Consider the following 21,585-nt stretch of genomic DNA (forward strand, 5'->3'; position numbering starts at 1 on the left):
CTATGACCCGTGCATTTTGCCTTATTTTTCGGCCCTCCCCCCCCCCGCCCCCTCCATCCCCGCCCCCCCACCCCTTGTCCGGGCGGGGGGGGGGCCCCCCGCCGGGGCCCGCTGCCGCGTGCTCGGGATACGAGGCAGTGGTCGTATCGAGCCCAGCGCAGATCGTCGGTCCTCGACGGCCTGCCCGACCGGCTCGACGGCGGTGCCGCTGTGCGGAATCGATGTTCCGCACAGCCGATGCGCGCTGTCCGCTCTCGGATTCTTCTGTACGCCGGTGTATCTCACTCGCGGTGCACCCGGGCCACTCGCGCCGCCCGGGACCTGCTGCTTGTAAAAGCGACAGGCGTTGCGGCGATAGGCCGGTCGAAGCGCGGAACTGCGCTGGGATTGGAGATCGATGATGCCGACAGCCGCTGTGAATGGCAGAAGCAGGCGCCGCGCCGGATTCAGGACCGCGTTGCTGGGCGCCCTGTTCGCCCCCGTACTGATGGCCGCCCCTGCCATTGCGGCCCCGGATACCGCAGTGCCGCCGGCACCCACTCAGAACACGCCCACCCCGCCGGCGGATCCCGCCACTACACCGGATCCCGCCACTACACCGGAGCCACCGCGGCCGCCGACTACGACGCAAGTACCGCCGACAACCACGCCCGAGCGACCGCCGCTACCTGCCGATTGCCCTGGCGGTATACCCGCGCACGCCCCGCACTGTGTTGTACCCGGACCGCAGGGTGCCTACGGTCCCGACGGCTACGACACCTTCGGCTACGACCGCAGTGGTTTCGATCGCAGTGGTTTCGATCGCTTCGGTTACGACCGCAACGGTTTCGATCGGTTCGGCTACGACCGCAACGGTTTCGATCGCTGGGGATACGACCGGTGGGGATACGACAGTGCGGGGTTCGATAGTTCCGGTTACGACCGGTGGGGCTACGACCGATTCGGTTTCGATCGTGACGGTTACACCCGCCAGGGCTGCCGTGTCGACGGTGTCGATCGGGACGGGTCCGATCGCGCGGCCTGCGACGCATGGCGCGCCGAGCTCGCGAAGGGAAACAAGCTCCCGACGGGGAGCGCCGGCTAGTTCCGAGCTGCCGCGGAAAGGTGAACGCCCGCCCTCCGGCTTCGGAGGGCGGGCGTCGTGCCGGGCAGGCGGAGGTTACCGCGGCGCCATCCGCAGGGCGCCGTCCATCCGGATGGTTTCGCCGTTCAGGTAGTCGTGCTCGACGATGTACTGCGAGAGCTGCGCGTACTCGTCCGGGCGGCCCAGCCGCGACGGGAACGGCACGCCGGCCTCGAGGCCCTGGCGGTACTCCTCGGTGACACCGGCGAGCATCGGGGTGTCGATGATGCCGGGGGCGATGGTGTTGACGCGGATACCGAACTGCGCGAGGTCGCGCGCGGCCGGAACGGTCATCCCGTGCACGCCGCCCTTGGACGCCGAGTAGGCGATCTGGCCGATCTGGCCCTCGAACGCGGCCACGGAGGCGGTGTTGATCACGACACCACGCTGCCCGGACTCGTCCACCGCGTCGGTCTTGGCGATAGCGTCGGCGGCCAGCCGCATGACGTTGAAGGTGCCCAGCAGGTTCACCGTGATCACCGTGCGGAACAGCTCCAGATCGTGCGGGCCGTTCTTGGACAGGATGCGGCCGGCCCAGCCGACACCGGCACAGTTGACCACGATACGCAGCGGCGTACCCGATTCGACCACCTTGGCGACGGCGGCGGCGACCTCGTCGTGGCTGGTGACATCGGCGGCGAGCAGGGTGACCCCGTCGGGCACATTGTCGCCGGCGCGCTCGATCGACTGCGGTACGTCGAGCCCGAAGACGGTGGCGCCCAGATCGGCGAAACGCTTGGCGGTGGCGGCGCCCAGACCGGACGCGCCCCCGGTGACGATGGCGGCGGAACCCGAAATCTCCACGATGGTCCTCTCGTTCGTGACAAGCCAGTTGGCCTAACGTCAATTGCACCCTAACCCGTGGATGCGCCGGGGTCGTGGACGGTCCCCTTGCGCCGATCGGCGCCTGATGCTAGGGCTGCCCGCCGACTCGCCGGCCTTCGATATCGGAGGTGTCTACCGAGGTCACAGAGGTTTCCCGGGCTTCCCGGCGGGAACGCAGCAGCCACAGCACCGCGGCGGCTGCGGCGGGAGCCGCCAGTGCGATACCGATCGCCGCGCCGATGCCCAGCGCCGGTACCGCGGTATTCACGGCGGTCAGCGCGCCGATGAACAGGAACAGCAAACCCGACCCGAAACCGATGGCACGCTCGGGCAGATGTTTGCCCAGCAGGATGCCCGCTGCGATCGCCAGCGCGTCCGCCGCCACCATGCCGATGGTGGATCCCAGCCAGACCGCCGCCCAGTTGTTGTCGGTGGCCAGGGCGGCCGTGGCGAACATGGTGCGGTCGCCGAGTTCGGCCAGCAGGAACGCCGACAGCACCACGAAGAACGGCGCGGCGGTGGCGAACCGTGGCGGCGCCGGCTCCGCATCGTCGTCACCGGCGAGTTCGCGCAGCGTCCACACGCCGACGGCGAGGAAGGTGACCGCCGCCACCCAGGCGATGGCGGTGGTGGGCAGCGCGGCACCGAGGAAATGGCCGATGGCAACCGAGAGGACGTGGACGGAGGCGGTGGCCGCGGTGATACCGCCGAGGACCACCCACCAGCGATAGCGCAGCGCGAACGTCAACGCCATGAGCTGTGATTTATCGCCCAGTTCGGCAAGGAAAACGATACCGATGGCGAGTCCGATGGTGGCGATCATCCGAGGGGCTCCCGATCCTCCGGCCGGAAACGGGTTCGCCTCCGACCGGAACGAAATAGCTGTCCGGCCGAAGGTCTCGCCCACCGGGGTGACCGGTTCACGCGACCGGACCCGCCGCCGGGGCGGTGGGGTCAGTATGTCGACCGCATGATTGGGGGCTACTCCCCTTCGCTGTCGGCAACTCTAGCGCACCCCTGCCGGTGTCGCAATTACGCAACACCGAAAAATGGCTTCTGACAATAAGTTTGGTTAAGGTAGCGGCATAGTTGGGGGACCCTGAAAACCGTTACCCGGACACCCGGAACGGATTTGTGGCATCACTTCAGCAATCGGATCGCGAGCCCTCGACCGAAGGAGGAGGGGCTCTCGACGGTCGCGCGGAGATGTGTGCAGCAGTGTCCATCGACATGTGGAAAATACTTCCGGCCGCTGCCCGGCCGGATCACCGAAAGGGGGTGCCGTGGGACCGGACATAAGCCTGACCGGCCAGGTCGATCGGTACACTACCGACCAACGAGAGGATCACGCCGGATGTCGATCGAGAACCGCCTCACTGTCCTGGAGGCCCAGGTCGTGCAGTTGATCAACGAGCGTGCACAGGAGCCGGAATCGGTTCGAATCCTGCGGGCGCGGACCAACAGCAATCACGGCGCGGTCATGGGGGAACTCGGCAGCCTGCATGCCGATATCCAGGATCTGCAGGCCGGCCAGGCTCGGCTCGAAACCGGGCAGGCGCAGCTGCGTGCCGATGTGCAGGGCCTGCGGGCCGGTCAAGCTCGGCTCGAAACCGGGCAGGCGCAGCTGCGTGCCGATGTGCAGGATCTGCAGGCCGGTCAAGCTCGCCTGGAGGCCGGACATGCTCGCCTGGAGGCCGGACAGGCCGAGCTGCGTACTGACGTCACGGCGCTGCAACAAGGCCAGGACGCCATCATGGAAAAGCTCGCGGAGATCTTGTCGAAACTGCCGTAGCCAGAGAATCGGCCGCGCCTCCGGGAATGTGCGCACTCGTGGCCGAGCCCGGTACTCGCCGGGCTCGGCACCCGGTTCAGGCGGCCAGCAGCATAGCGAGTACAGCGGTATCGGGATCGCTGATCGGATCCAGCCCGACTCGGCTGACCAGGGAAGTAACCGTCCCGTCCGCCTCTGCCTCGGCCCATGCGGCCCGGTGTTCCAGTCCGAGATGCGGCAGTCCGGGTAGCAGCACGCAGCCGGACGCGGCGCCCGTGCACTCCGGCAGCGAGGGGTTGGTTTCCGCCGGCGGATGCAGCATGAACAGGGCGGGTGGTGTGTGTTCGGCGTACAGCCCGGGTTGCACGCTCTCCTCGCCGAGTACCGGACCTTCCGCGATCACCAACCCGACCGTATCCGGTGCCGGATCCTCCGGCAGCTCCTCCCGGACTCCGAAGACTGTCGAGGTATCGAGCAAGCCCGGCATGGACGCCACCCGGACCGCCAGGACCAGCAGCTGCGACCATTCCTTGGTGGTATCCGGCCAGCGTCCGGAGATCACGAAACCGCGCAGTGTGCCGCCGGCGTGGAACGGTGTCACGCCGATTTGACCGTTGCCGCGCATATTGCCTCCCGTACGGATCCCGGGGGCGGCTTTGCCCACCATGTTCGAGCGGCATGAGTCCGGGCCCGGCCTGGTCGGGCTTCCGGCCTCGGGTTTGCCGCAATTGTGTGAAAGATGAGGATCGCGCAGAACTCGTCTGGCACACAAGTACCAGAGAGTGCCAAATCACCGGGAAACGCCGAAATGCCCGCGGACCGTATGGTCCGCGGGCTCGGTATCGACCCGTTCACCGGCCGGGGGCCGGACCGGTGTCGTGGGGGCGATCAGCCGAAGATGAGGCCCTTCGCCTGGCTGGTTGCCTTGGCGAAACGCTCCTGGACGTCGGCCCAGTTGACCACGTTCCAGAAGGCCTTCACATAGTCGGCCTTGACGTTCTTGTACTGCAGGTAGAAGGCGTGCTCCCACATATCGACCTGCAGCAGCGGGATGATGCCCAGCGGGACGTTGGCCTGCTGGTCGTAGAGCTGGAAGGTCAGCAGCTTCTGGCCGAGGGTGTCGTAGCCGAGCACCGCCCAGCCGGAGCCCTGCAGCCCGTTGGCCGCGGCGGTGAACTGCGCGCGGAACTTGTCGAACGAACCGAACTGGTCGTCGATGGCGGCGGCCAGTTCACCGGTCGGCTTGTCGCCGCCGTTGGGGGAGAGGTTCTTCCACCAGATGGAGTGGTTGACGTGACCGCCCAGGTGGAATGCGAGGTTCTTCTCGTGCAGGAAGATGGCGCCGTGATCACCGGCTTCGCGGGCCGCTTCGAGCTTCTCCAGCGCGGTGTTCACACCGGCCACATAAGTCGCGTGGTGCTTGGAGTGGTGAATCTCGTTGATCTGCCCGGAGATATGCGGCTCCAGGGCGCCGTAGTCGTAATCCAGATCTGGCAGCGTGTACTCAGCCACGATGTCCCTTCCTTGTCGGGTCGAGTGCGTCCTGTACGGGATGCTCCCGACCATTCGTACACCCGATCGGTCCAACTCGCCCCGACACCCCACCATTCCACATCGGGCGGGACTCGACCATTTTTGTTCCGGTGCCGTGATCCCCGCACCCCGGACCGGCGCACGCCGACCAGCGTGCTCTGAAAACGTGCTCTGTGCCGGGATACGGGAAAAACGGTGTGCCTCATGCGTATGTGAATCAGCCTGAGCGAATCGCCGAGCGGCACGCCCGCCGGGCCGGCCGGATGGCAACGGCCGGTCCGGTACGGAACCGGGTCGGCCCGGCTCGTCCACCCGGGCGGCGAATCAGAGCGGCGGGGCGATATACGGGTGCGAAGCGCGTGGATCGCCCTTGTCGTGCGCCGCCCACCACCGCTGGGACCCGGAGACCAGATCGGGCAGCGGTAGGGGTTGCCCGTTCGTGCGCTCTGCCGACACCGTATCGAACCAGACCCGGATATCGAGTTCCCGTGGGTCGATACCTTCTTCCTGGGAAAACTCCAAGACGTGGCGGGCGATCCGGGTGTCGATCGTGGTGTCGAAACTGAGCAGTTCGCTCCAGAGCGTCCAGCTGCTGTCGTCGAGGTCGACGAACTCCCAGCCGTGTAGCCGGCTACCACCGAAACTGTGTACCGCGGCACCGAGTCCGGAGAGGTCCAGCGGCAGAATCCGCGGCTCCAGATCGTCCCAGCGCTGCATCCGCAATGATGCGGCAATTCTGGTGACCCCGTGGAAGATGAGCCGCACCCGCTGGGCGTGCACGTCATCCCACTGTTCGTCGGTGGATGTGCCGGTCGTTTGCTCCGGCAGGCTCAGGACCTCGAGGTCCAGTTCCAGTCGTTTACCCTCGGAATCGACTGTCAATCCGAGGCAACCGGCCTCCGACAACGCCTTGTCGAGGCCGGTCTTGTCCAATCCGTCGAGTAACCCCCTGGTCGATGTCATGGCGCCAGATTACCGAGGTCACCGCCGGGATCTGGGGATTTTCCCATTTTCCGGTTCCGATGGAACCGATTCGGCGCCGGTGGCGTCCAAGTGGTTATCGGGTCGCGACGGGGCGCGGCCCGGTGCGGTGGCCGGACGGTCGCTCCGGGATTTTTGGAGGGGAGTACCGGATAGGCCGTTCGGTTCCACCGTTTCCGCAGGTCGAGCCGTCTATCTCAGGCGCCTGGGATAATGGTGCGCTGAATGATAGCTGAACCCGCCGGAAGATGTTGTGAATTATGCACATAACTCATCAAAGGGGGTGGGCGCCCGCACCTATCGGCTGGGCGGTTCGATGCGTGTCCGGACCCCGCGAATTTTCGGCATCGCCCGGCGTGTCGCCGCCGGCCCGATCGTTGTCCGCTCCGACCGGTCCGGCGGCTGCCCGCTCGCCCCGGACCCGGCGGCCGTCCCGGCGGTTGTGGCAGGATCAGTAACGTGACGAGCTTCGGAGTCCCGTCGGTTACGGTCGAGGCCGTACCGGCCGAATTCGACCAGCCGCCCGGGCAGGCGGCTGCCGCCGTCCTGCTCGATGTGCGTGAGGACGACGAGTGGCAGCTCGGCCACGCGCCCGGCGCCGTGCATATCCCGCTCTCCGATATCCCGGCGCGCTACGGCGAGCTGGACCCCGATGCCGACCTCTACGTTGTATGCCGGCAGGGCGGTCGCTCGGCGGAGGCCGTCAAATATCTGGTGAATCTCGGGTACGAAGCGGTCAACGTGGTAGGCGGGATGGTGGCCTGGCAGCAGCACGGCCGCCCGCTGGCCGGTGAGGGCCCCGAGCCCGCGAAGATCTACTGACGAAGAGCGAGGTGCGCGGTGAGTACGGTGGTGCAGCCTTGTGCCCGCTGCGGTACGCGCTGGGCGGTGCAGGGCACGCCGATGCACTGGTGCCCGCGCTGTCGCGGGGTGCTGCTGTCCCCGGGCCCGATCGATGCGCCACCGCAGCGCCGTAACTACCGCTGGGTCGCGCGCCGGCCCGGTCGGCTCGATCGTCCGGCCGGTTCCGCCGCCGGCGGTCGCCGGTCCGCCGAAACCCCGCGCTACACCGAGATCCCGCGCTGGGGTCTGCGGGATCGCCCGGTAACCGCCGCGGACAGCGAACCGCAACAGCCGCTGAGCGCGCTGGCACGCTGGGTGTACACCGCTCTGCTCGCCACCGCGGTGCTCTTCGGCCTGGCCGCGGTGGCCGAACTGATCCGCTACCTGATCCTGCTGCGTAATCGCACCCGTCTCATCGAACCCCCACTGCTGTGGTTCTCCGACGCGCTGGTGAACACCGCGGCGCTGTTCGCGCTGATCATGGCCCTGGTAGCCGCGGTGGCCGCGCTGGGCTGGCTCATCGAGCTACGCCGCACCGTCTTCGCCGCGGCCGGCCGGCGCGACCCACGCTCACCGCGCCTGCTCGCGCTCGGCTGCCTGATCCCCGGGGTGAACCTGGTCTATCCCGGGGTATTCCTTTCCGAGGTAGTGGCCGGCCGCGAGGACCCGCGGCCGCTGCGGGCCGTCCGGATCTGGTGGGTGTGCTGGGTACTCGGCGGTCTGCTGGCGGTGGCGGCCCTCTACTGGCGGACCGCGGATTCCTTGCAGGCCAAGGCCGACGGCGTGCTCTTCACCGCGCTCACCGATCTCGCGGCGGCCGGCGTCGCGGTACTCACCCTCTGGGTCGTGCGCACGGTCGAGGGCCGCGATCTGCGCGGCCGGCACCGGCTGGCCCACCGCTGGGTGATGGCGGTCGATCCGGCGAAGCCGCTGATCGAACCGGTGCATCCGGGCGCGGCCGCTACGGTGAGCACGGCGCCGGACGCCGCGACAGTAGATTCCCGGGACGGCGCCGGCCGAGCAGCACAGGAGGTTGTGGCCCAGTGAGCGAGCACAGTGACCAGTCGGTCCAGGGCCCGCGCGCGCCGTTCGTGGTCGCGCATCGCGGCGCCTCGGCGGAGCGCCCGGAACATACGCTGGCGGCCTACGAGCTGGCGCTGGAAGAGGGCGCCGACGGCGTGGAATGCGATGTCCGGCTCACTCGCGACGGCCATCTGGTCTGCGTGCACGACCGTACGGTCGACCGCACGTCCAGCGGGTCCGGCCTGGTCAGCGAACTGACACTGGCCGAGCTGAAGGAGCTGGACTTCGGTGACGGAACACCGGCCGGGGTGCTCACTCTCAGCGAACTCATCGGCCTGGTCCTGGATTGGCGCAGCCGCCCGACGAAACTGTTCATCGAAACCAAGCATCCGGTCCGGTACGGGTCACTGGTGGAGAACAAGGTACTGGCCGAACTGCAGCGCTTCGGAATCGCCACACCGGCCTCGGCGGCGCATTCCCGGGCGGTGGTGATGTCGTTCGCGGCCACCGCGGTATGGCGGATCCGCCGGGCGGCACCCCTGCTGCCCACCGTGCTGCTCGGTGAATCGTCCCGCTACCTGGGTGGTAGCGCGGCGACCACCGTGGGCGCCACCGCGGTGGGCCCGTCGGTGAAAACGCTGCGCGATCATCCGGACCTGGTCGACAAGGCGGCCGCGGCCGGCCGCGCGACCTACTGCTGGACCGTGGACGAACCCGACGATATCCAGTTGTGCGCGGATCTCGGCGTGAGCTGGGTCGCGACGAATCATCCGGGTCGTGCCAAAGCGGTTCTCGCCAATCGCTGAATGCCGTACCCGCTACCGCTGAACCGAGTGGCCTGCCGCGGACGGCCCGGGATGCCGTGTAATTTGACCAGCCGTGGGTAAGAGCAAACGCAATAGTCCGAAACCCGGCGGCAACCGGGCCCAGCGTCTGGCCGAGCGGCGGGCGGCGTTGCAGGAGGCCGAACAGGTTATCGCCCGGCCTTTCGAAGGCTTGGCCGCGGAATGCGATCTGGTTGCGCTGCGGGAGTTCGTCCCCTCGGCGACCGCCGAATTGGCACTGAAGCCCGAAATCGCCGCTGAGCGCGCGGTGGTGCTGGCCACGGTGCTGCCGGGCGCGGTGGCCGCACTGGTGCGCGCCGGCGATACCCCCACCGGATATGTCGGTGTGCAGGTACAGGCGCCGACGACGGACCCGGCGGCCGATATCGCGGCCTCGATCCTCTGGGCGCAATCCGCCGAACCCGGTGACTCGCTGGCCGTGGCGCATGCCGCCCCGGGCGGTCCCGCCCTTTCCGATGTGATCGTGCCCGACGCGCCGCTGGATCTCGTGGTGCACCGCGATTTCGATTGGTGGGTGCCCGAGGGCGTTCAGCCCGATCCGCAGATCGCCGCCACCATCGAGCAGGCGAAGGAAGCCATCATGCCGTCGGACCGGCTGGACCTGGGGCCCGCGGCGATCGGGGCGCCCTGGTGGGTGGATGCGGGCGAGAAAGCGCATCTGCGCTGGGTGCGGCCGGAAGCCGAGGATGATCTGATGCTGGCGCTGGCCCGGCTGCACGCGGCGGGTGGTCTGCATCTCGGCGAGGGTTCGCGGTTCGCGGGCTCGTTCCGGACACACGGGCTGCTGGTGCCGGTGTTCGATCTCGACCCGGAGCGACATGTGAGCGAATGGCGCGATCCCGCTACGGAATTCGGCGACCGGCTGGCCGAGGCGCTGACCGTGGACGCCCCGCTGACCTCGGAGCAGCGACGTTCGCGGGACGGGCTGCGGTCACGGCAGGTGACTCTCCGCTGAATTAAACGGAGAAATTTCCGAAAAACTCTTTTTTCCGAAGCTGATCTCGGCTAGGTTTCAGGTGTCGCCGTTTCTGGAACCCCCCGGCGACGAACGTCAGCCGACACAACGACCCGGCGCCGGCTGACGCGCAGGAGCATCGGCCGCCCGACCTCGGCGCAGTAGGCCGGGACGGCCGATGCTCCCCTTCGCATCACCCGGGAAACAATCCACGGACCCCCGGCCGAGCCCGGCCGCGTCAAACGCGGCAGCTCGGCGCGGAGGCCGGATTGTCACCTCTCAGATATGGCCGCCCGCGACCGACGGCGCACCCGGCGCGTAGGACGGGTCGTCGCTCATCTCCCGGGCGATGAACTCCTCGAGATCGAACAGGTTCGAACCGGCACGGTCGGCGACGGTCAGCAGGGTGGTCATCTTCGCGACCTCCTCCACCTGCTCCTTGAGGAACCACTGCATGAACTGCTCGCCCAGATAGTCGCCTTCCTCGCGGGCTGTGCTCGCGAGCTGAACGATCTGATCGGTTACCGTCTTCTCCTGGTCGAGGGCCAGTGCGATCGGCTCGCGAGCGTTCTCGAAATGCGACTTCGCCGCGTCGACTCCGGCGATATCGACACTGATATCCCGATCCAGAAAATACTGGACGATCATCATCGCGTGATTGCGTTCCTCGACCGCCTGCGCGTAGAACCGCTTGGCCAGCTGCGGCAGGTCGGCGTTGTCGTACCACACGGCGATGGCGATGTACTGATGCTCGGCATTGAACTCGTGCCGAATCTGATCGTGCAGCAATCCGTGGAATTTGCTGCGGGGGCTCTCCGGATGATTGGACATGTCTTGACATTAACGCCGGAAAAGGGCTATGTCATCCAAGTGCAGCCTTAATGAGGATAGTGTTCCCTTATTCGATTGAGGATAGTGTTGCCTTATTTAATACGGCCCTCACCGGCCATTTTAGGGGCCGAGCTGTTGGTTTGCGGGACAGTAGAACGCAATTCGCGCGCGACGAACTCCTCGACATCGAACATATTCCCGGCTGAGCGATCCGTCACAGCGAGTAATGAGGACATACCGGCAACATCGCGTTGCTGGCATTCCAGGAGCCAGCTCATGAATTGCTCGCCCAGGAAATCCGCCCATTCCCGTGCGACCTTGGCGAGTTCGGTGACCTGATCGGTCAGGGTCTGCTCCCGGGCGAGCAGAAATGCGACCGCGGCACGCGGTGACTCGAAAGTCTGGCGTACCTCGTCGAGTCCGCCGATGGTGATCTCGAGGTCGCGGTCGATGAGGTACTGCACGATCCGCAGCGCGTGCCCGCGATGCTGTTCCGACCGTCCGTAGCAATGCCCGGCGAGCTGAGGTAACCGCTCGATATCGAAATACACCGCGGCCGCCAGATACTGCTGCGAGGCAGTCAGGCCGTGCCGCACCTGAGTCCGCAGCCCGGCAATGAACGGTTGGGCCAGGTCGCTGTCGTGCATGCCATCGATTATCGCGCGCGGAGCGGCCGGGTGCGGGGTCCGGGCCCGCGCCGGATGGCTTCCGCCCGGTCAGGACGAACTACTGGCCGGTGAGATCCGCCGGGATGGGGTCACCGTTGGCCAGTGCCTCGAAGAACCGGTCGGCCCCGGGATCGGCCCAGCGCACCACATTGCCGCTGGCCGTATCCTCGAAACCGCCCACCGGAACCGTCGTCGCCAGGGTATCGCCGCGCAAGGCCCAGGCCAGGCGTCCGAGATCCCAGATATGGTCGCCGGAATCCACGGTCAGCGAGCCCGCGGTCTTACCGGCCATGGGCCACAACGCGAACGGGTTGAGCAGCGTGGCCGGGCTGGTCGCTTTTTCCAGCAGAGCGGACAGGAACAGCCGCTGGTTGTTCATCCGGTCGATATCGGCGAGCGCCGTGGCCCGGCTGCGGACGAATCCGAGTGCCTGTGGCCCGTTAAGTTCCTGGCATCCGGCGGGGAGGTCGATACCGGCCAGCGGATCGTTGATGGCCTGCGGGACGCAGACATCGATCCCGCCCAGCGCGTCCACCACACCCGCGAACCCGGCGAACCCGATCTCGGCGTAGTGATCGATCCGCAAGCCGGTCGCTGTCTCCACGGTCTGCGTCAGCAGCGGTGCGCCGCCGAAAGCGAAGGCGGCATTGAGTTTGTCCTGGCCGTAGCCCGGGATGCTCACATAGGAATCGCGCGGCAGGCTCACCAGCGTGGTACGCCCCGACGGCGGGATGTGCACGAGAATGATGGTGTCGGTGCGGGCGTCGCCGACCTCGCCGCCGGTGGCCAGTCCCGCGGCCTCGTCCTCGGACAGCCCGGCGCGGCTGTCCGAACCGACCAGCAGCCAGTTGGTCCCCGCTGTGTTTCCGACCCGATCCTCATAGTCGTTCAAGGCGCCGATCCGTTTGAGCGACCCGTCGAGCGAAACCACCCCGTACACCAAGGCCGCGAGCAGGACCAGCAGGAAAACCAGGAACCACCGGCCCAGCCGGCGCTTGCGCCGGCGCCGGGGCCGCGGGGCGGCACCGCCGTAGGGCAGATCGCCGTCCGGTGGTGGCGGCGGGCGGCGGCGGTCATCGCGATACGGAACGGGACGCTGCGTGGGGGCGTGTACGGATTCTCGGTAGGGCACCGGCCGCTGGGTGGGCGCGTGGGTCGGGGGAGCGGGTTTACCGCCGCGCCCCGGCTGCCGGGGGGGCGGCGCGGGCCGTCCCTCCGGCGTCTGCGACCACGCCCGCGGAGGTTCGTACCGTTCGGTGGGCCGGCCGGGGGCAGGGCCCGGGCCGCGACGGATCACCTGCGGGGGTTCGACCGGTGGCCGCCCGCCGTGCGGCGGGGGCGGGACGGGCCTGCGCGCGGGACCTCGTCCGGGTGCTCCACTGTGCGGCGGCACCCGGCGGATCCTTGGGTCGTCGCCGTTCATCATCATCAGACTGTACTGATGGTTCCCGGCGGCGTTCGTCAGCGAGCCTCTTCGCGTCGCTGCGTCGCAGGTCGCGGCGCCGATCGTGTTCAGCCGGGTTACGCGCCGGGCGTCACGGCAGCCACGACACCCGTCCGTGCAGCACTCCGTACCCGATATAGGCGACCACGTCGATCAACGCGTGCGCGATCACCAAAGGCCACAGCCGCCCCGTGCGCTGCCAGTACCGCCCGAAAACAATGCCCATCACCACATTGCCGATACCGCCGCCGAGGCCCTGGTACAGGTGATAGCTGCCGCGCAACAGCGCCGAAGCGGCCAAGGCCGAGTTGTCCGACCAACCCAGCGCCCGCAAACGGGTCAGCAGATAGGCCACCACCACGATTTCCTCGGCGCCCGAATTGGCGCACGCGGAGAGCACCAGTGCCGGCATCCGCCACCAATGATCCGCCAGCGCGTCCGGGACGATGGTCACATTGATTCCCAGTCCCTGCGCGATCAGGTACAGCCCCAAACCGGGTAACCCGATCACGGCGGCCAAGGCCACGCCGTGCAGGAAATCGGGCCGGAACCTCATCCGCGCCAAACCGATCGCACGCGGTGCGAGCCCACTGCGCCAGAGCAGATACAGCGCGAGCCCGGCCCATGCGGCCAACCGCACCACCCCGAGCAACTGGAACATCAGGTCGAGCAGGGACTGGCTGGTCCGTGACGAATTCAACGCGACCGTCCGCTCGCCGACCCCACCCGGCGCGAGCGCGCTCTCCAGCAACGACAGCGCGGCATTGACCCCGCTGAGACCGAAGGTGACGGCCAGAACGACCAGAATCTCGAGCCGGATCGCCCGCTGCTCGCGCGCCCGCTCGCCCACCAGCCAACCACTCTCGCTCATGGTGTGTAGTTTGGCGGCGACCGCGGTGCCGCGGGTTTCGGCCCCCTATGGTCCAACGTCCGAGGACGGGGTCTCAGATGCTGCGCAGCCCGTTCAGGAACGGGCAGCCGGCCAGGGTGCGAACCGCCCGGCCCAGGGCTTCGACGTCGTCGGCCGGGGTTGCGAACGGGAGGCGGAAATCGTGGTCGCCGTCGATACCTTCGATGCGCAGGGTGAGGCCGTAGCGGTCGATGGCCAGCGGATGGATCCGGCCGTGCCGCAGTGCGGCGGGCAGATGGCGGGCCAGCTGTGCCACGACGTCGGCGTGGTCGGCGTCCAGGTGCTGTAACCAGGCCGATTCCATATCGCAGAACGGGTCGGGGGTGGCCAGGCGCAGATCGTCGACGCAGACCGATTCCGCGCCCGCGGAATCGGCCACCACCGCGGAGTTCAGGACCAGGCGTAGCAGGGTGGTCGTATGGCCGATATCGAGCAGAGCCGGATGCGGATGGTCCTCGGCGACCGCGGTGACCAGGGTGCGCTGGGCACGAGCCGGGACCGCGCGGATCCAGCCGCGCAACCACACCAGGGCGCGCACCGGTTCGCGCAACGGCAGCGGGGCGTGGTCGGTGAGTTCGAGGACGGCGGGCGCTCCCGCGATCTGCTCCTGCGCCGCGTACACCGCGGCGCTCTCGTTGGGCACCGCGATCACCACATCGCCGCATTGACGCAGATAGTGCACCGAGACGGGGGTCGGGTCGGCGCCCGGTAGTGCGAGCACGGCCTGTTCGGCGTGGACGCAGGCGCTGCGGACGCGTTCGGCGGTGGACGGGGCGGGGGCGGTCGGTGCCATCGGTACCTCCAGTGCGGGCGGACCCGACTTCAACGATCAGTTATTAATTAGGTTAACCTAAGCTAAGTTACAGTCGGTTGTGGCGCAAGAGATTGCCGCACATGGATTCCGGGCATCGGCGCAGCGCGGCCCGGTCCGCCACTCGTGTCCGCCGGTGCGCTGCCTACTATCGAAAGGTGGTCGCAGACGGGTCCGAGCCGGTATTGGTGCAGCTGAGCGTTCCGGGTCGCGTTGTGGAACGCGGGCCGGCCGACGGTCTGGTGGTGCCGCTCGGGCAATTCGCCGATGACCAACTCCTCGACCTGACACTGCCCGACGAGCACATTGCCGATTTTCTGGCCACGGCAGTCCACCGGCCGGGTGGATTCGCGGCCCGGACCGACGAGGCGTCCCGGGCACTGGCGCTCCTCGCCGCCACCGCCGCCGCGCTGTGCGGCGAGGATATCCGCCGGGCATTGACCAGCCCGGATATCGATTTCCTGACCGGACTCTCGAGTGGCGCCGTCGACGCTGTGCGGGAAGTCCTGTTGGGCATCGAGAGCGAGACACCGGTGGAACTGGAGCATGCGCTCCGGGCGCTGCTACGCACAGCCCGCAGCTGACAGCGGGAGAGCGGGCTTTCCCGCCCTGCCCCTTGCTACTGCGCCGGCCGCCCGAACTGCTGAATGGTTCTTCGTTCCGCCGTGCGGGGAGCGGAACTGACCGTAGGACTTTCCTGCCTGCTCAGCGCCCCGGGCGCTCGCCGTGGGCGATGCCGGATTACGACGGCCGACCCACCTGGTCCGCGGTGCCGCGGGCGCACCGGTTCGGGAGCGGGCGGAGCCCGGCGCCACCGGGGCGGACCAGTTGCTGGTGGTCGGCTCTCGTGGCGTTCTTCTTCTCGGCGGCGGGGACATCGGCTCGCGGGAGCCGGTAGTTCCCGGGCTTGACCGGCAGGAATTCCGGCTCGCGTACAGGTCGGCCGGCACGATCGGCGGCGCGCCCGGGGTTCGCCCAAGTAGGCTCGTAGCCGTGCCGCGTATCGCGTATTTCGGACCATCCGGAACCTTCACCGAGATGGCCCTCGCCGAATTCGAGCGCTCGGGGGCTTTCGACGGGCCCGTCGAGCGGATCGCCGCCGCCAGCCAGGCCGCCGCTCTGGAAATGGTGCGTGCCGGCGCGGTGGTCGCGGCGGTCGTTCCGATCGAGAGTTCGGTGGAGGGCTCGATCTCCTCGACCCTGGATTCGCTGGCCATCGGGCCCCGGCTACAGATCATCGCCGAAACCGAACTGGAAGTAAGCTTCACCATCCTCGCGCGACCGGGAACCGATACCGGGGCCGTGCGCACTCTGGCCGCCTACCCCGTGGCGCTCGCGCAGGTCCGGAACTGGGTCGCCGAGACCTGGGGTGAGATCGCGATCCATACCTCGGATTCCAATGCCGCGGCCGCGGAGGACGTCCGCGACGGTCTCGCGGACGCGGCGGTCTCCACCGCCCTGGCGGGGGAGCGGCTGGGGCTGGCGGTCCTGGCGACGGGGGTGGCCGATCACGACCAGGCCGTAACCAGATTTGTGCTGGTCACCCCGCCGCGCGTGGCGCCCGCGCCCACGGGCGCCGATCGCACCTCGATCGTTATCGAGGAACTGCCGAACATGCCGGGCTCGCTCATGCGCGCGTTCGCCGAATTCGCCACCCGCGGTATCGATCTGACCCGTATCGAATCCCGGCCGACGCGGACCGGTATGGGCACCTACCGCTTCTACCTCGATTGCGTCGGCCATATCGAGGACACCGCGGTGGCCGAGGCATTGAAGGCGCTGCACCGGACGGCGAGTATCCGTTTCCTCGGTTCCTGGCCCGCCACCTCCGCGACCGGAACCCCACCCCCGTCGGACGAGGACGCGGCGCTGTGGTTGACCCAGCTACGAAAAGGGGTGGCCGATCTGTGACCGCCAAGCTCATTCTGGTCCGGCACGGTGAGACCGAAGGCAATGTCGCCAAGATCCTCGATACCAAACTGCCCGGCCTGCCACTGACCGAACGGGGCGCCGCCCAGGCCAAGGCCTTCGGCGAAGGGCTGGCCGTCGCACCGCGGGCCCTGTTCCATTCGCATGCCCTGCGGGCCCGCCAGACCGCCGGTTATATCGAGGCGGCCACCGGTGTGCGCGCGATCGCGCGTGACGGCGTGCACGAGGTACAACTCGGCGATCTGGACGGTTTGGACACGGCGGAAGCCCATGACCACTTCCAGACGGTGTACCGGAACTGGCACGAAGGCCGGCTGACCGAACGTATCCCCGGCGGCGAATCGGGCCACGATGTCCTCGCGCGATTCTTGCCCGCCGTTGCCGATCTGCGCGCCGAATACCTCGAGGACGGCGGTAGCGGCGATGTGCTGGTGGTAACCCACGGCGCTGCTATGCGTTTGGTGGGGCGCACGCTGGCCGGGGTGGGCCCGCCGTTCACCACCAACAATCACCTGGACAACACCGAGACCATCGAACTGCTCCCGCTACCCGGCGGTGGCTGGGACTGTGTGCGATGGGGCCGGTTTACACCGCCGTTCGGCGGTAAGGCCGAATTCGGCGCCGACGACCCGATGGGTTGAGCGCCGGCTTCCCGAATCAGCCGGGCCTCGGGTTCCCGGTGCGGCCGCTGGTATTTCGCGACCCCGCCCGACCCGCCCCTCAGGCGAGGGACGGGTTGCGCGGGAACTCGGAGCGTTCGGGCAGCGAATTGATGAGATCCTGCAGGGCGATTCGCAGCCGGGCGTCGGTACCGCTACTGAAGGAGGTCCATTTCGTCCCGTCGTCGGCGACGCTGGCTGTGGCGATGAATCGCCCGGCCGCGGTGTTGTATACGGCGATATGACCGTCGGCGATATCGCGACTGGCGTCCCCGTACACCACCCCGACGATCTCGGCGTGTGATTCACAATGTGCCATGGCCGAGGCGATGGCCTGCGCGTCCCGGGCGGGGTTGCCGACCTTCGCCAGGCGGGCCGCGGTGGCGGCCGGATCGCCCACATCGTCGAAAATCGGTACCAGGTGTTCGGTGGGCGCGCGCATCCCGGTCAATTCCAGCGGCTGCGCCGCGCCGAGTGCCGCGATCACCGGGCCGGGCAGATCCTCGGTGGCTTCATGGATCACATAGGACTCGGGCCCGCGAAGGGCGACGGTGACGATATCGTCGCCCTTCGCCAGGCACATCCGGCTCGCCTGGCCGCCCACGAACAGCCGGAGAGCCACCACCCAGTGCGGGCGGTACAACCCGCGCAGCCGGTCGGCGAGATCCGGATGGATCTGTTCGCCGTCGAGAAGGTCACGTTCGACGAGCAACTTCTCGGCGGCGTTCATCGCCGCGTCGTGGTCGACCTGGTTGTCGTAGCGTCCCCGCGCATCGAGGACCACGGGCACCTCGTCGATCTCCAGTTTCTCCAGGAGATACTGCATTTCGTCGAGCGATAACGTCACCTCGGCGAGCATCGACGGCCCGCGCCCCGCACCCAGCACCGTCACGTGTCCGACCGTGGGGGTTCGGCGCCGATCACGCCGTCGGCAATGTAGCGGCCGTCGGTGAAGTGATCGCCGCGCAGGTAGTCGGCTGCGTCGTGTTCCTGATCGTCCTCGCCGTCGGTGCGGGCGTTACCCAGCAGCGGGCTTCCGGACGCGGGGGCGGCCGGGCGCACCGGCGCGGCCTCACCGCGGTTCACCGCGACGGTCTCGGCCGCGGGCGCCGCCGCCCCGGCCGCGGGCGCGCCCCAGCCCTCGGGCACTTTGAGGCCGCCGTTGTTCAGGCCGAGTGCCGAACCGCTGGGCATCCCACCGGCACGGGTTGTCGCGGCGGCGGTGGACGCGACCACCGCACCGGTCACCACACCGGGCGCCAGCGGCGCGACGGACGCCGGCGCCGAGGTGGTGGTCGCCGCGGCGATCGCGTTGGCGCCCAGATTGCCGACGGTGGTGACACCGGTACCGGCCACCGACCCCGCGACATTCGCCGCCTGGGTGACGGCACTGGCGACACCCGGGTTCTGCGCGAGTGCGCTACCTGCCGCGGCCAGCATTTTCACCGGATCACCGTTGGCTTCCTTCATGGCATCCTCGGCCGGACCCGGATCCGCCTGACCGGCACCGTTGGCGATCGGTGGCGGGTTGAGGAATTCACCCGGCGTCAGCACGAGGGCCGTGATGGCGGCCTCGTAGGTCTCCATGGTGAGGGCGGCCCGCAGATCCAGTGCGGCCTTGGCCGCCTCCGCGATTTCGGAGCTGCCGTTGAGCACGCCGCCGGTGCTGTGTGCCGCGACGCGCGCCGCGTTCACGGCCGCGATTTCCGGCAGGCTCGGCATGGCGATCGAGGCCACGGTGTAGGCCGTCGCCTGCGACGCGGCCTTGGTACCCAGGGTCGCGGCCATGGCGCCCTGCTGCTCCGCCCAGCCGGTGAACCCGACGAGCCGGGCGAGCGCGCCGATACCGTTCACGCTCTGCATACCGACACCGAGCTCCGCCATTACGCGGACCACCGTGGCAGTGGCATCCACCCAGGCCCCGGTCAGGGTGCCCCAGGCGGTGGCGGCCGCGGACATGGGTATGGCGTGGGATCCCGCGTTCAGTGCGATCGAGTTCCCCTCGGCGAGTCTGGGCAGCCAGAACACCCCGGTGATACCTGCGGTCATGCTTGTTTCTCCCCTTGTGAGCTGTCGATACGCTGCGGCGGGCGCGCCGTGCGCTCGTGGTGCACGCCGCGTCGCGGCGCGCCGGCGGTCACTGTGTGGCTAGGCGCTGATCGCGCCGAACGGTGCGCCGGTGAGCGCCAGCACACCGGCTGAGGCGGCGTCCTGGGCGAGGTATCCGGCGAGCTGGGTGCGCAGGATGGCGGCGGTGTGATGCAGTTCGAGCACCGCCTGCGCGAGCGAGGTCTGGTGGGTCGCGGCGCCCTTGTTCATATGCATCGCGCCGTGGATCGATGCCTCGTCGGCGCCGGACGGTGCGACATAGGTCGCCGGTACGGTGACCGCGGCGACGCCGGCCAAACGGTCGGCGAGCAGGTCCAATTCGACCGCGGCGGCAAGGATGAGCTCAGGTGTGACGTTGACATTACCGATCATGTCCTCGACTCCTTCTTGTGGCGGCTCTTGGGCGGAACCACGAGAATTCCCCCTACGAGTACATTGGACGCGATACCCCCGCGAGCGGTTCCATCGAATCCGAACTTCTTCCGGTACGGCCCGGCGCCGTGCCCGTGCAATCCCCTGCCGGCGCGTCGCGTGGACCTCGCTTAGCTTAACCCCATCCCAGCTGATGGAGCCGGTCTTCGTCAATCCCGAAATAGTGTGCGATTTCGTGGATCACGGTGATCCGGACTTCCTCGACCACTTCTTCCTCGTCGGCACAGACCGCCAGCAGCGCATCTCGGTAGATGGTCACGGTATCGGGAAGTGAACCGCCGTAATGGCTGTCGCGTTCGGTGAGCGCGATCCCGTGGTACAGGCCGAGCAGGTGCGGATCGTCGGGGTTACGCGGTTCGATCAGCACCACCACGTTGTCGATGGCGCGTGCCAGCTCGGGTGGGATCAGGTCCAGCGCATCCCCGACGAGTTCCTCGAAACGGGACTCCGACATGACGACCGGCATAGCTGTTTTCCGTCTCAGCGCGGTGCGGGCCGCGGTTCCGGCTGCGGGGGCAGCGGCGCCGCGCCGGGCAGCGGGGTAGGGGTGGAGCGGCCGGAGTTGGGCGGCGGCACCGGCTCCTGGCCGTTGATCAGCACGCGGCCGCGGGCGGGACCGACGATGGGGGCGAAACCTTCCTGATCGGCGCCTTTTCCGATCATGCAGTTCAGTTTCCGGCTACCGGCGAGCCAACTGCGCGCATCGATGAAATCGAAGAACACCGTCAGTGTTTTGTCCCGGAGTACGTGCGGGCCGCCGAGATAGTCGTTGGTCATCCGGCCGCATTCCGCTTCCAGGAACTGATCCTGCTCGTCTTTGCCCGGCGGGCCGCCGGGGAACTTCGCCGACAGGTCCACCGTGGCGGCGATCTCCACCGCGTGTTCCTGGGTGCAGTCGACCGGGTCGGTCGGCAGGTTCTGGCTGATCCCGAGGCAGACACCCGGTTCGTACACCTTGGACTGGTCGCTTTCGGCGACCCGGCCGGTAGCGGGCAGCGGATTCCCGCTGAGCCCCGGCACCTGCAGGCCGCAGCGCAGCATGCGATCACCGGAATTGGTCCAGCCGTCGTTGCTCGGGTACATCAAGCCCACCGCGTACTTGCCACGCGGATCGAGTTTCCCGTTCAGGTATCGCTGGGCCGCCGGCACACAGTGCTCCTCGCGGAGTTCGGTGAGCCGCAGCGAATCCGGCCACACCGCGTCGGGCCCGAACTCCGCACCGGGGTACTGGCTCAGATCGATGGTGTCGGTGACCTCGAATAGATGCTCCTCGGCGCAATCGAGTTCCACCAGATCGGAATGATCCGGTTTGGTCCAGGTCAGGCAGTCGCCCGTGGACACCGAGGCGAACACCTTGTCGGCCTTGGCCACCGCGCCGCCCGGGGTACGCGCCTGCAGATTGGAATCGTTGTCGAAACCGCTGACCATGAGGGTGAGCAGTGCCGCGACGATCGCCCCGACGGCCACCGCGAGCAGGCTCCAGCGCAACCGCGGCGCCGGGATCCGTGTGGGTTTGCCCTTACCCGGCCGCCGCGAACCGCCCGCGCCCGCCCGGTTCGGACGGCGCGGGGAACGAACGGCGGAGGGGCGGTGCTCCGGCGGGCCGAACGGGTCCGGCGTCTCCGGGGATGCCGGACCGGCGGACCTCGCCCGCGCGACATCGGTCTTGCGACCACGGCCCGCGCGGGCGGTACGCGAGCGCAACGATTGGCCGCCGCGGAGGCCGGGGCGGTGTGCAGGCTCTTTTTCGGAGGACATCGCGGTCCATCATGGCAGCGCCCGACCCGAACATGCCACGAACCCGGCCGATCGGTATGGCCGAATTGTGCTGGGAACTCGTTCGCGCGGCGCGAGAACTCCGGGCGCGGCCGGTCGTGGCGATACTCGGTTGAG

At 68.2% G+C, this 21,585-nt stretch carries 25 protein-coding genes; 10 read left to right on the forward strand and 15 right to left on the reverse strand.

The window, feature by feature from the left end; translation table 11 throughout:
- The first annotated feature begins 457 nt into the window (after positions 1–457).
- Positions 458–1,084 (forward strand): hypothetical protein, encoded by a 627-nt coding sequence (locus QH276_RS07460; protein ID WP_280397639.1) that lies wholly within the window; start codon positions 458–460, stop codon positions 1,082–1,084.
- A 75-nt stretch (positions 1,085–1,159) separates the two neighbouring features.
- Here the strand turns inward: QH276_RS07460 and QH276_RS07465 are convergent, their stop codons facing one another.
- Together QH276_RS07465 and QH276_RS07470 are read right to left on the reverse strand one after the other, a co-directional pair.
- Positions 1,160–1,927, reverse strand: a complete 768-nt coding sequence (locus QH276_RS07465) for an SDR family NAD(P)-dependent oxidoreductase (RefSeq protein ID WP_195055885.1) — start codon at positions 1,925–1,927, stop codon at positions 1,160–1,162.
- Positions 1,928–2,036: 109 nt separating this feature from the next.
- Positions 2,037–2,771: a TMEM165/GDT1 family protein gene (locus tag QH276_RS07470; RefSeq protein ID WP_280397640.1), complete on the reverse strand. Its 735-nt coding sequence runs from the start codon at positions 2,769–2,771 to the stop codon at positions 2,037–2,039.
- A 531-nt stretch (positions 2,772–3,302) separates the two neighbouring features.
- On the opposite strand from QH276_RS07470, the gene QH276_RS07475 reads away from it, so the two are divergent.
- Positions 3,303–3,740, forward strand: coding sequence for a hypothetical protein (locus QH276_RS07475; protein WP_280397641.1), 438 nt, complete (start codon positions 3,303–3,305; stop codon positions 3,738–3,740).
- Between the two features lie 76 nt (positions 3,741–3,816).
- Here the strand turns inward: QH276_RS07475 and QH276_RS07480 are convergent, their stop codons facing one another.
- From QH276_RS07480 to QH276_RS07490, 3 genes are all read right to left on the reverse strand, one after another.
- Positions 3,817–4,344: a peptidase gene (locus QH276_RS07480; RefSeq protein WP_280397642.1), complete on the reverse strand. Its 528-nt coding sequence runs from the start codon at positions 4,342–4,344 to the stop codon at positions 3,817–3,819.
- A gap of 263 nt (positions 4,345–4,607) precedes the next feature.
- Positions 4,608–5,231, reverse strand: coding sequence for a superoxide dismutase (locus QH276_RS07485; protein ID WP_033243809.1), 624 nt, complete (start codon positions 5,229–5,231; stop codon positions 4,608–4,610).
- A gap of 345 nt (positions 5,232–5,576) precedes the next feature.
- Positions 5,577–6,215 (reverse strand): hypothetical protein, encoded by a 639-nt coding sequence (locus tag QH276_RS07490; RefSeq protein ID WP_280397643.1) that lies wholly within the window; start codon positions 6,213–6,215, stop codon positions 5,577–5,579.
- Positions 6,216–6,692: 477 nt separating this feature from the next.
- Between QH276_RS07490 and QH276_RS07495 the strand changes: the two genes are divergently transcribed.
- From QH276_RS07495 to QH276_RS07510, 4 genes are all read left to right on the forward strand, one after another.
- A complete protein-coding gene (locus QH276_RS07495; RefSeq protein WP_280397644.1) occupies positions 6,693–7,055 on the forward strand; it encodes a rhodanese-like domain-containing protein in 363 nt (120 codons plus the stop codon).
- 18 nt (positions 7,056–7,073) lie between these two features.
- Positions 7,074–8,123 (forward strand): DUF4328 domain-containing protein, encoded by a 1,050-nt coding sequence (locus tag QH276_RS07500; protein WP_280397645.1) that lies wholly within the window; start codon positions 7,074–7,076, stop codon positions 8,121–8,123.
- Positions 8,120–8,905 (forward strand): glycerophosphodiester phosphodiesterase, encoded by a 786-nt coding sequence (locus QH276_RS07505; RefSeq protein ID WP_280406675.1) that lies wholly within the window; start codon positions 8,120–8,122, stop codon positions 8,903–8,905. Before QH276_RS07500 ends, QH276_RS07505 begins: the two co-directional genes overlap by 4 nt.
- 73 nt (positions 8,906–8,978) lie before the next feature.
- Entirely contained in the window at positions 8,979–9,899 is a 921-nt protein-coding gene (locus QH276_RS07510; protein ID WP_280402088.1) for a DUF5926 family protein, read from the forward strand.
- Positions 9,900–10,178: 279 nt separating this feature from the next.
- On the opposite strand, the gene QH276_RS07515 is transcribed toward QH276_RS07510, so the two are convergent.
- From QH276_RS07515 to QH276_RS07535, 5 genes are all read right to left on the reverse strand, one after another.
- On the reverse strand, positions 10,179–10,730 hold the full coding sequence (locus tag QH276_RS07515; protein WP_280402087.1) for a ferritin: 552 nt from the start codon (positions 10,728–10,730) through the stop codon (positions 10,179–10,181).
- Positions 10,731–10,822: 92 nt separating this feature from the next.
- Positions 10,823–11,377 (reverse strand): ferritin, encoded by a 555-nt coding sequence (locus QH276_RS07520; protein ID WP_280402086.1) that lies wholly within the window; start codon positions 11,375–11,377, stop codon positions 10,823–10,825.
- Between the two features lie 79 nt (positions 11,378–11,456).
- A complete protein-coding gene (locus tag QH276_RS07525) occupies positions 11,457–12,821 on the reverse strand; it encodes an LCP family protein (protein ID WP_280402089.1) in 1,365 nt (454 codons plus the stop codon).
- 112 nt (positions 12,822–12,933) lie between these two features.
- Positions 12,934–13,713, reverse strand: a complete 780-nt coding sequence (locus QH276_RS07530) for a CPBP family intramembrane glutamic endopeptidase (RefSeq protein WP_280402085.1) — start codon at positions 13,711–13,713, stop codon at positions 12,934–12,936.
- 73 nt (positions 13,714–13,786) lie between these two features.
- Entirely contained in the window at positions 13,787–14,545 is a 759-nt protein-coding gene (locus QH276_RS07535; RefSeq protein WP_280402084.1) for a DUF2470 domain-containing protein, read from the reverse strand.
- Positions 14,546–14,721: 176 nt separating this feature from the next.
- Here QH276_RS07535 and QH276_RS07540 point away from each other — a divergent pair, with 176 nt between their 5' ends.
- From QH276_RS07540 to QH276_RS07550, 3 genes are all read left to right on the forward strand, one after another.
- Complete coding sequence (locus QH276_RS07540; protein ID WP_280402083.1) at positions 14,722–15,147, forward strand: hypothetical protein; 426 nt, start codon at positions 14,722–14,724, stop codon at positions 15,145–15,147.
- Positions 15,148–15,556: 409 nt separating this feature from the next.
- The gene (pheA, locus tag QH276_RS07545; protein WP_280402082.1) at positions 15,557–16,474 is read left to right on the forward strand and encodes a prephenate dehydratase; all 918 of its coding nucleotides are present in this window, start codon (positions 15,557–15,559) and stop codon (positions 16,472–16,474) included.
- A complete protein-coding gene (locus QH276_RS07550; protein WP_280402081.1) occupies positions 16,471–17,133 on the forward strand; it encodes a histidine phosphatase family protein in 663 nt (220 codons plus the stop codon). Before pheA ends, QH276_RS07550 begins: the two co-directional genes overlap by 4 nt.
- Positions 17,134–17,212: 79 nt before the next feature.
- On the opposite strand, the gene QH276_RS07555 is transcribed toward QH276_RS07550, so the two are convergent.
- The 5 genes from QH276_RS07555 to QH276_RS07575 all read right to left on the reverse strand — a co-directional run bounded on the left by QH276_RS07555 (position 17,213) and on the right by QH276_RS07575 (position 21,450).
- Positions 17,213–18,043: an ESX secretion-associated protein EspG gene (locus QH276_RS07555; RefSeq protein WP_280402080.1), complete on the reverse strand. Its 831-nt coding sequence runs from the start codon at positions 18,041–18,043 to the stop codon at positions 17,213–17,215.
- The gene (locus QH276_RS07560; protein WP_280402079.1) at positions 18,040–19,200 is read right to left on the reverse strand and encodes a PPE domain-containing protein; all 1,161 of its coding nucleotides are present in this window, start codon (positions 19,198–19,200) and stop codon (positions 18,040–18,042) included. Before QH276_RS07560 ends, QH276_RS07555 begins: the two co-directional genes overlap by 4 nt.
- A 99-nt stretch (positions 19,201–19,299) precedes the next feature.
- Positions 19,300–19,632 carry a PE family protein gene (locus QH276_RS07565; protein WP_280402078.1) on the reverse strand — a complete coding sequence of 111 codons (333 nt, stop codon included), beginning with the start codon at positions 19,630–19,632 and terminating at the stop codon, positions 19,300–19,302.
- Positions 19,633–19,807: 175 nt separating this feature from the next.
- A complete protein-coding gene (locus QH276_RS07570) occupies positions 19,808–20,158 on the reverse strand; it encodes a metallopeptidase family protein (RefSeq protein ID WP_280402077.1) in 351 nt (116 codons plus the stop codon).
- Between the two features lie 14 nt (positions 20,159–20,172).
- Entirely contained in the window at positions 20,173–21,450 is a 1,278-nt protein-coding gene (locus QH276_RS07575; RefSeq protein WP_280402076.1) for a septum formation family protein, read from the reverse strand.
- A gap of 11 nt (positions 21,451–21,461) precedes the next feature.
- Here QH276_RS07575 and QH276_RS07580 point away from each other — a divergent pair, with 11 nt between their 5' ends.
- Positions 21,462–21,584: a hypothetical protein gene (locus tag QH276_RS07580; RefSeq protein ID WP_280402075.1), complete on the forward strand. Its 123-nt coding sequence runs from the start codon at positions 21,462–21,464 to the stop codon at positions 21,582–21,584.
- Position 21,585 lies beyond the last annotated feature (1 nt).

Source organism: Nocardia carnea (genome assembly GCF_029869215.1).
Taxonomy (GTDB): Bacteria; Actinomycetota; Actinomycetes; order Mycobacteriales; family Mycobacteriaceae; genus Nocardia; species Nocardia carnea_B.

What these genes read in the sequence shown, in the direction of transcription:
- QH276_RS07490 (WP_280397643.1), bottom strand. Translation starts at nt 6,215, where the DNA reads ATGACATCGACCAGGGGGTTACTCGACGGATTGGACAAGACCGGCCTC.
- QH276_RS07570 (WP_280402077.1), bottom strand. Translation starts at nt 20,158, where the DNA reads ATGCCGGTCGTCATGTCGGAGTCCCGTTTCGAGGAACTCGTCGGGGAT.
- QH276_RS07560 (WP_280402079.1), bottom strand. Translation starts at nt 19,200, where the DNA reads ATGACCGCAGGTATCACCGGGGTGTTCTGGCTGCCCAGACTCGCCGAG.
- QH276_RS07580 (WP_280402075.1), top strand. Translation starts at nt 21,462, where the DNA reads ATGGCAGCGCCCGACCCGAACATGCCACGAACCCGGCCGATCGGTATG.
- QH276_RS07525 (WP_280402089.1), bottom strand. Translation starts at nt 12,821, where the DNA reads ATGAACGGCGACGACCCAAGGATCCGCCGGGTGCCGCCGCACAGTGGA.
- QH276_RS07475 (WP_280397641.1), top strand. Translation starts at nt 3,303, where the DNA reads ATGTCGATCGAGAACCGCCTCACTGTCCTGGAGGCCCAGGTCGTGCAG.
- QH276_RS07530 (WP_280402085.1), bottom strand. Translation starts at nt 13,713, where the DNA reads ATGAGCGAGAGTGGTTGGCTGGTGGGCGAGCGGGCGCGCGAGCAGCGG.
- QH276_RS07520 (WP_280402086.1), bottom strand. Translation starts at nt 11,377, where the DNA reads ATGCACGACAGCGACCTGGCCCAACCGTTCATTGCCGGGCTGCGGACT.
- QH276_RS07470 (WP_280397640.1), bottom strand. Translation starts at nt 2,771, where the DNA reads ATGATCGCCACCATCGGACTCGCCATCGGTATCGTTTTCCTTGCCGAA.
- QH276_RS07535 (WP_280402084.1), bottom strand. Translation starts at nt 14,545, where the DNA reads ATGGCACCGACCGCCCCCGCCCCGTCCACCGCCGAACGCGTCCGCAGC.
- QH276_RS07565 (WP_280402078.1), bottom strand. Translation starts at nt 19,632, where the DNA reads ATGATCGGTAATGTCAACGTCACACCTGAGCTCATCCTTGCCGCCGCG.
- QH276_RS07515 (WP_280402087.1), bottom strand. Translation starts at nt 10,730, where the DNA reads ATGTCCAATCATCCGGAGAGCCCCCGCAGCAAATTCCACGGATTGCTG.
- QH276_RS07480 (WP_280397642.1), bottom strand. Translation starts at nt 4,344, where the DNA reads ATGCGCGGCAACGGTCAAATCGGCGTGACACCGTTCCACGCCGGCGGC.
- QH276_RS07575 (WP_280402076.1), bottom strand. Translation starts at nt 21,450, where the DNA reads ATGTCCTCCGAAAAAGAGCCTGCACACCGCCCCGGCCTCCGCGGCGGC.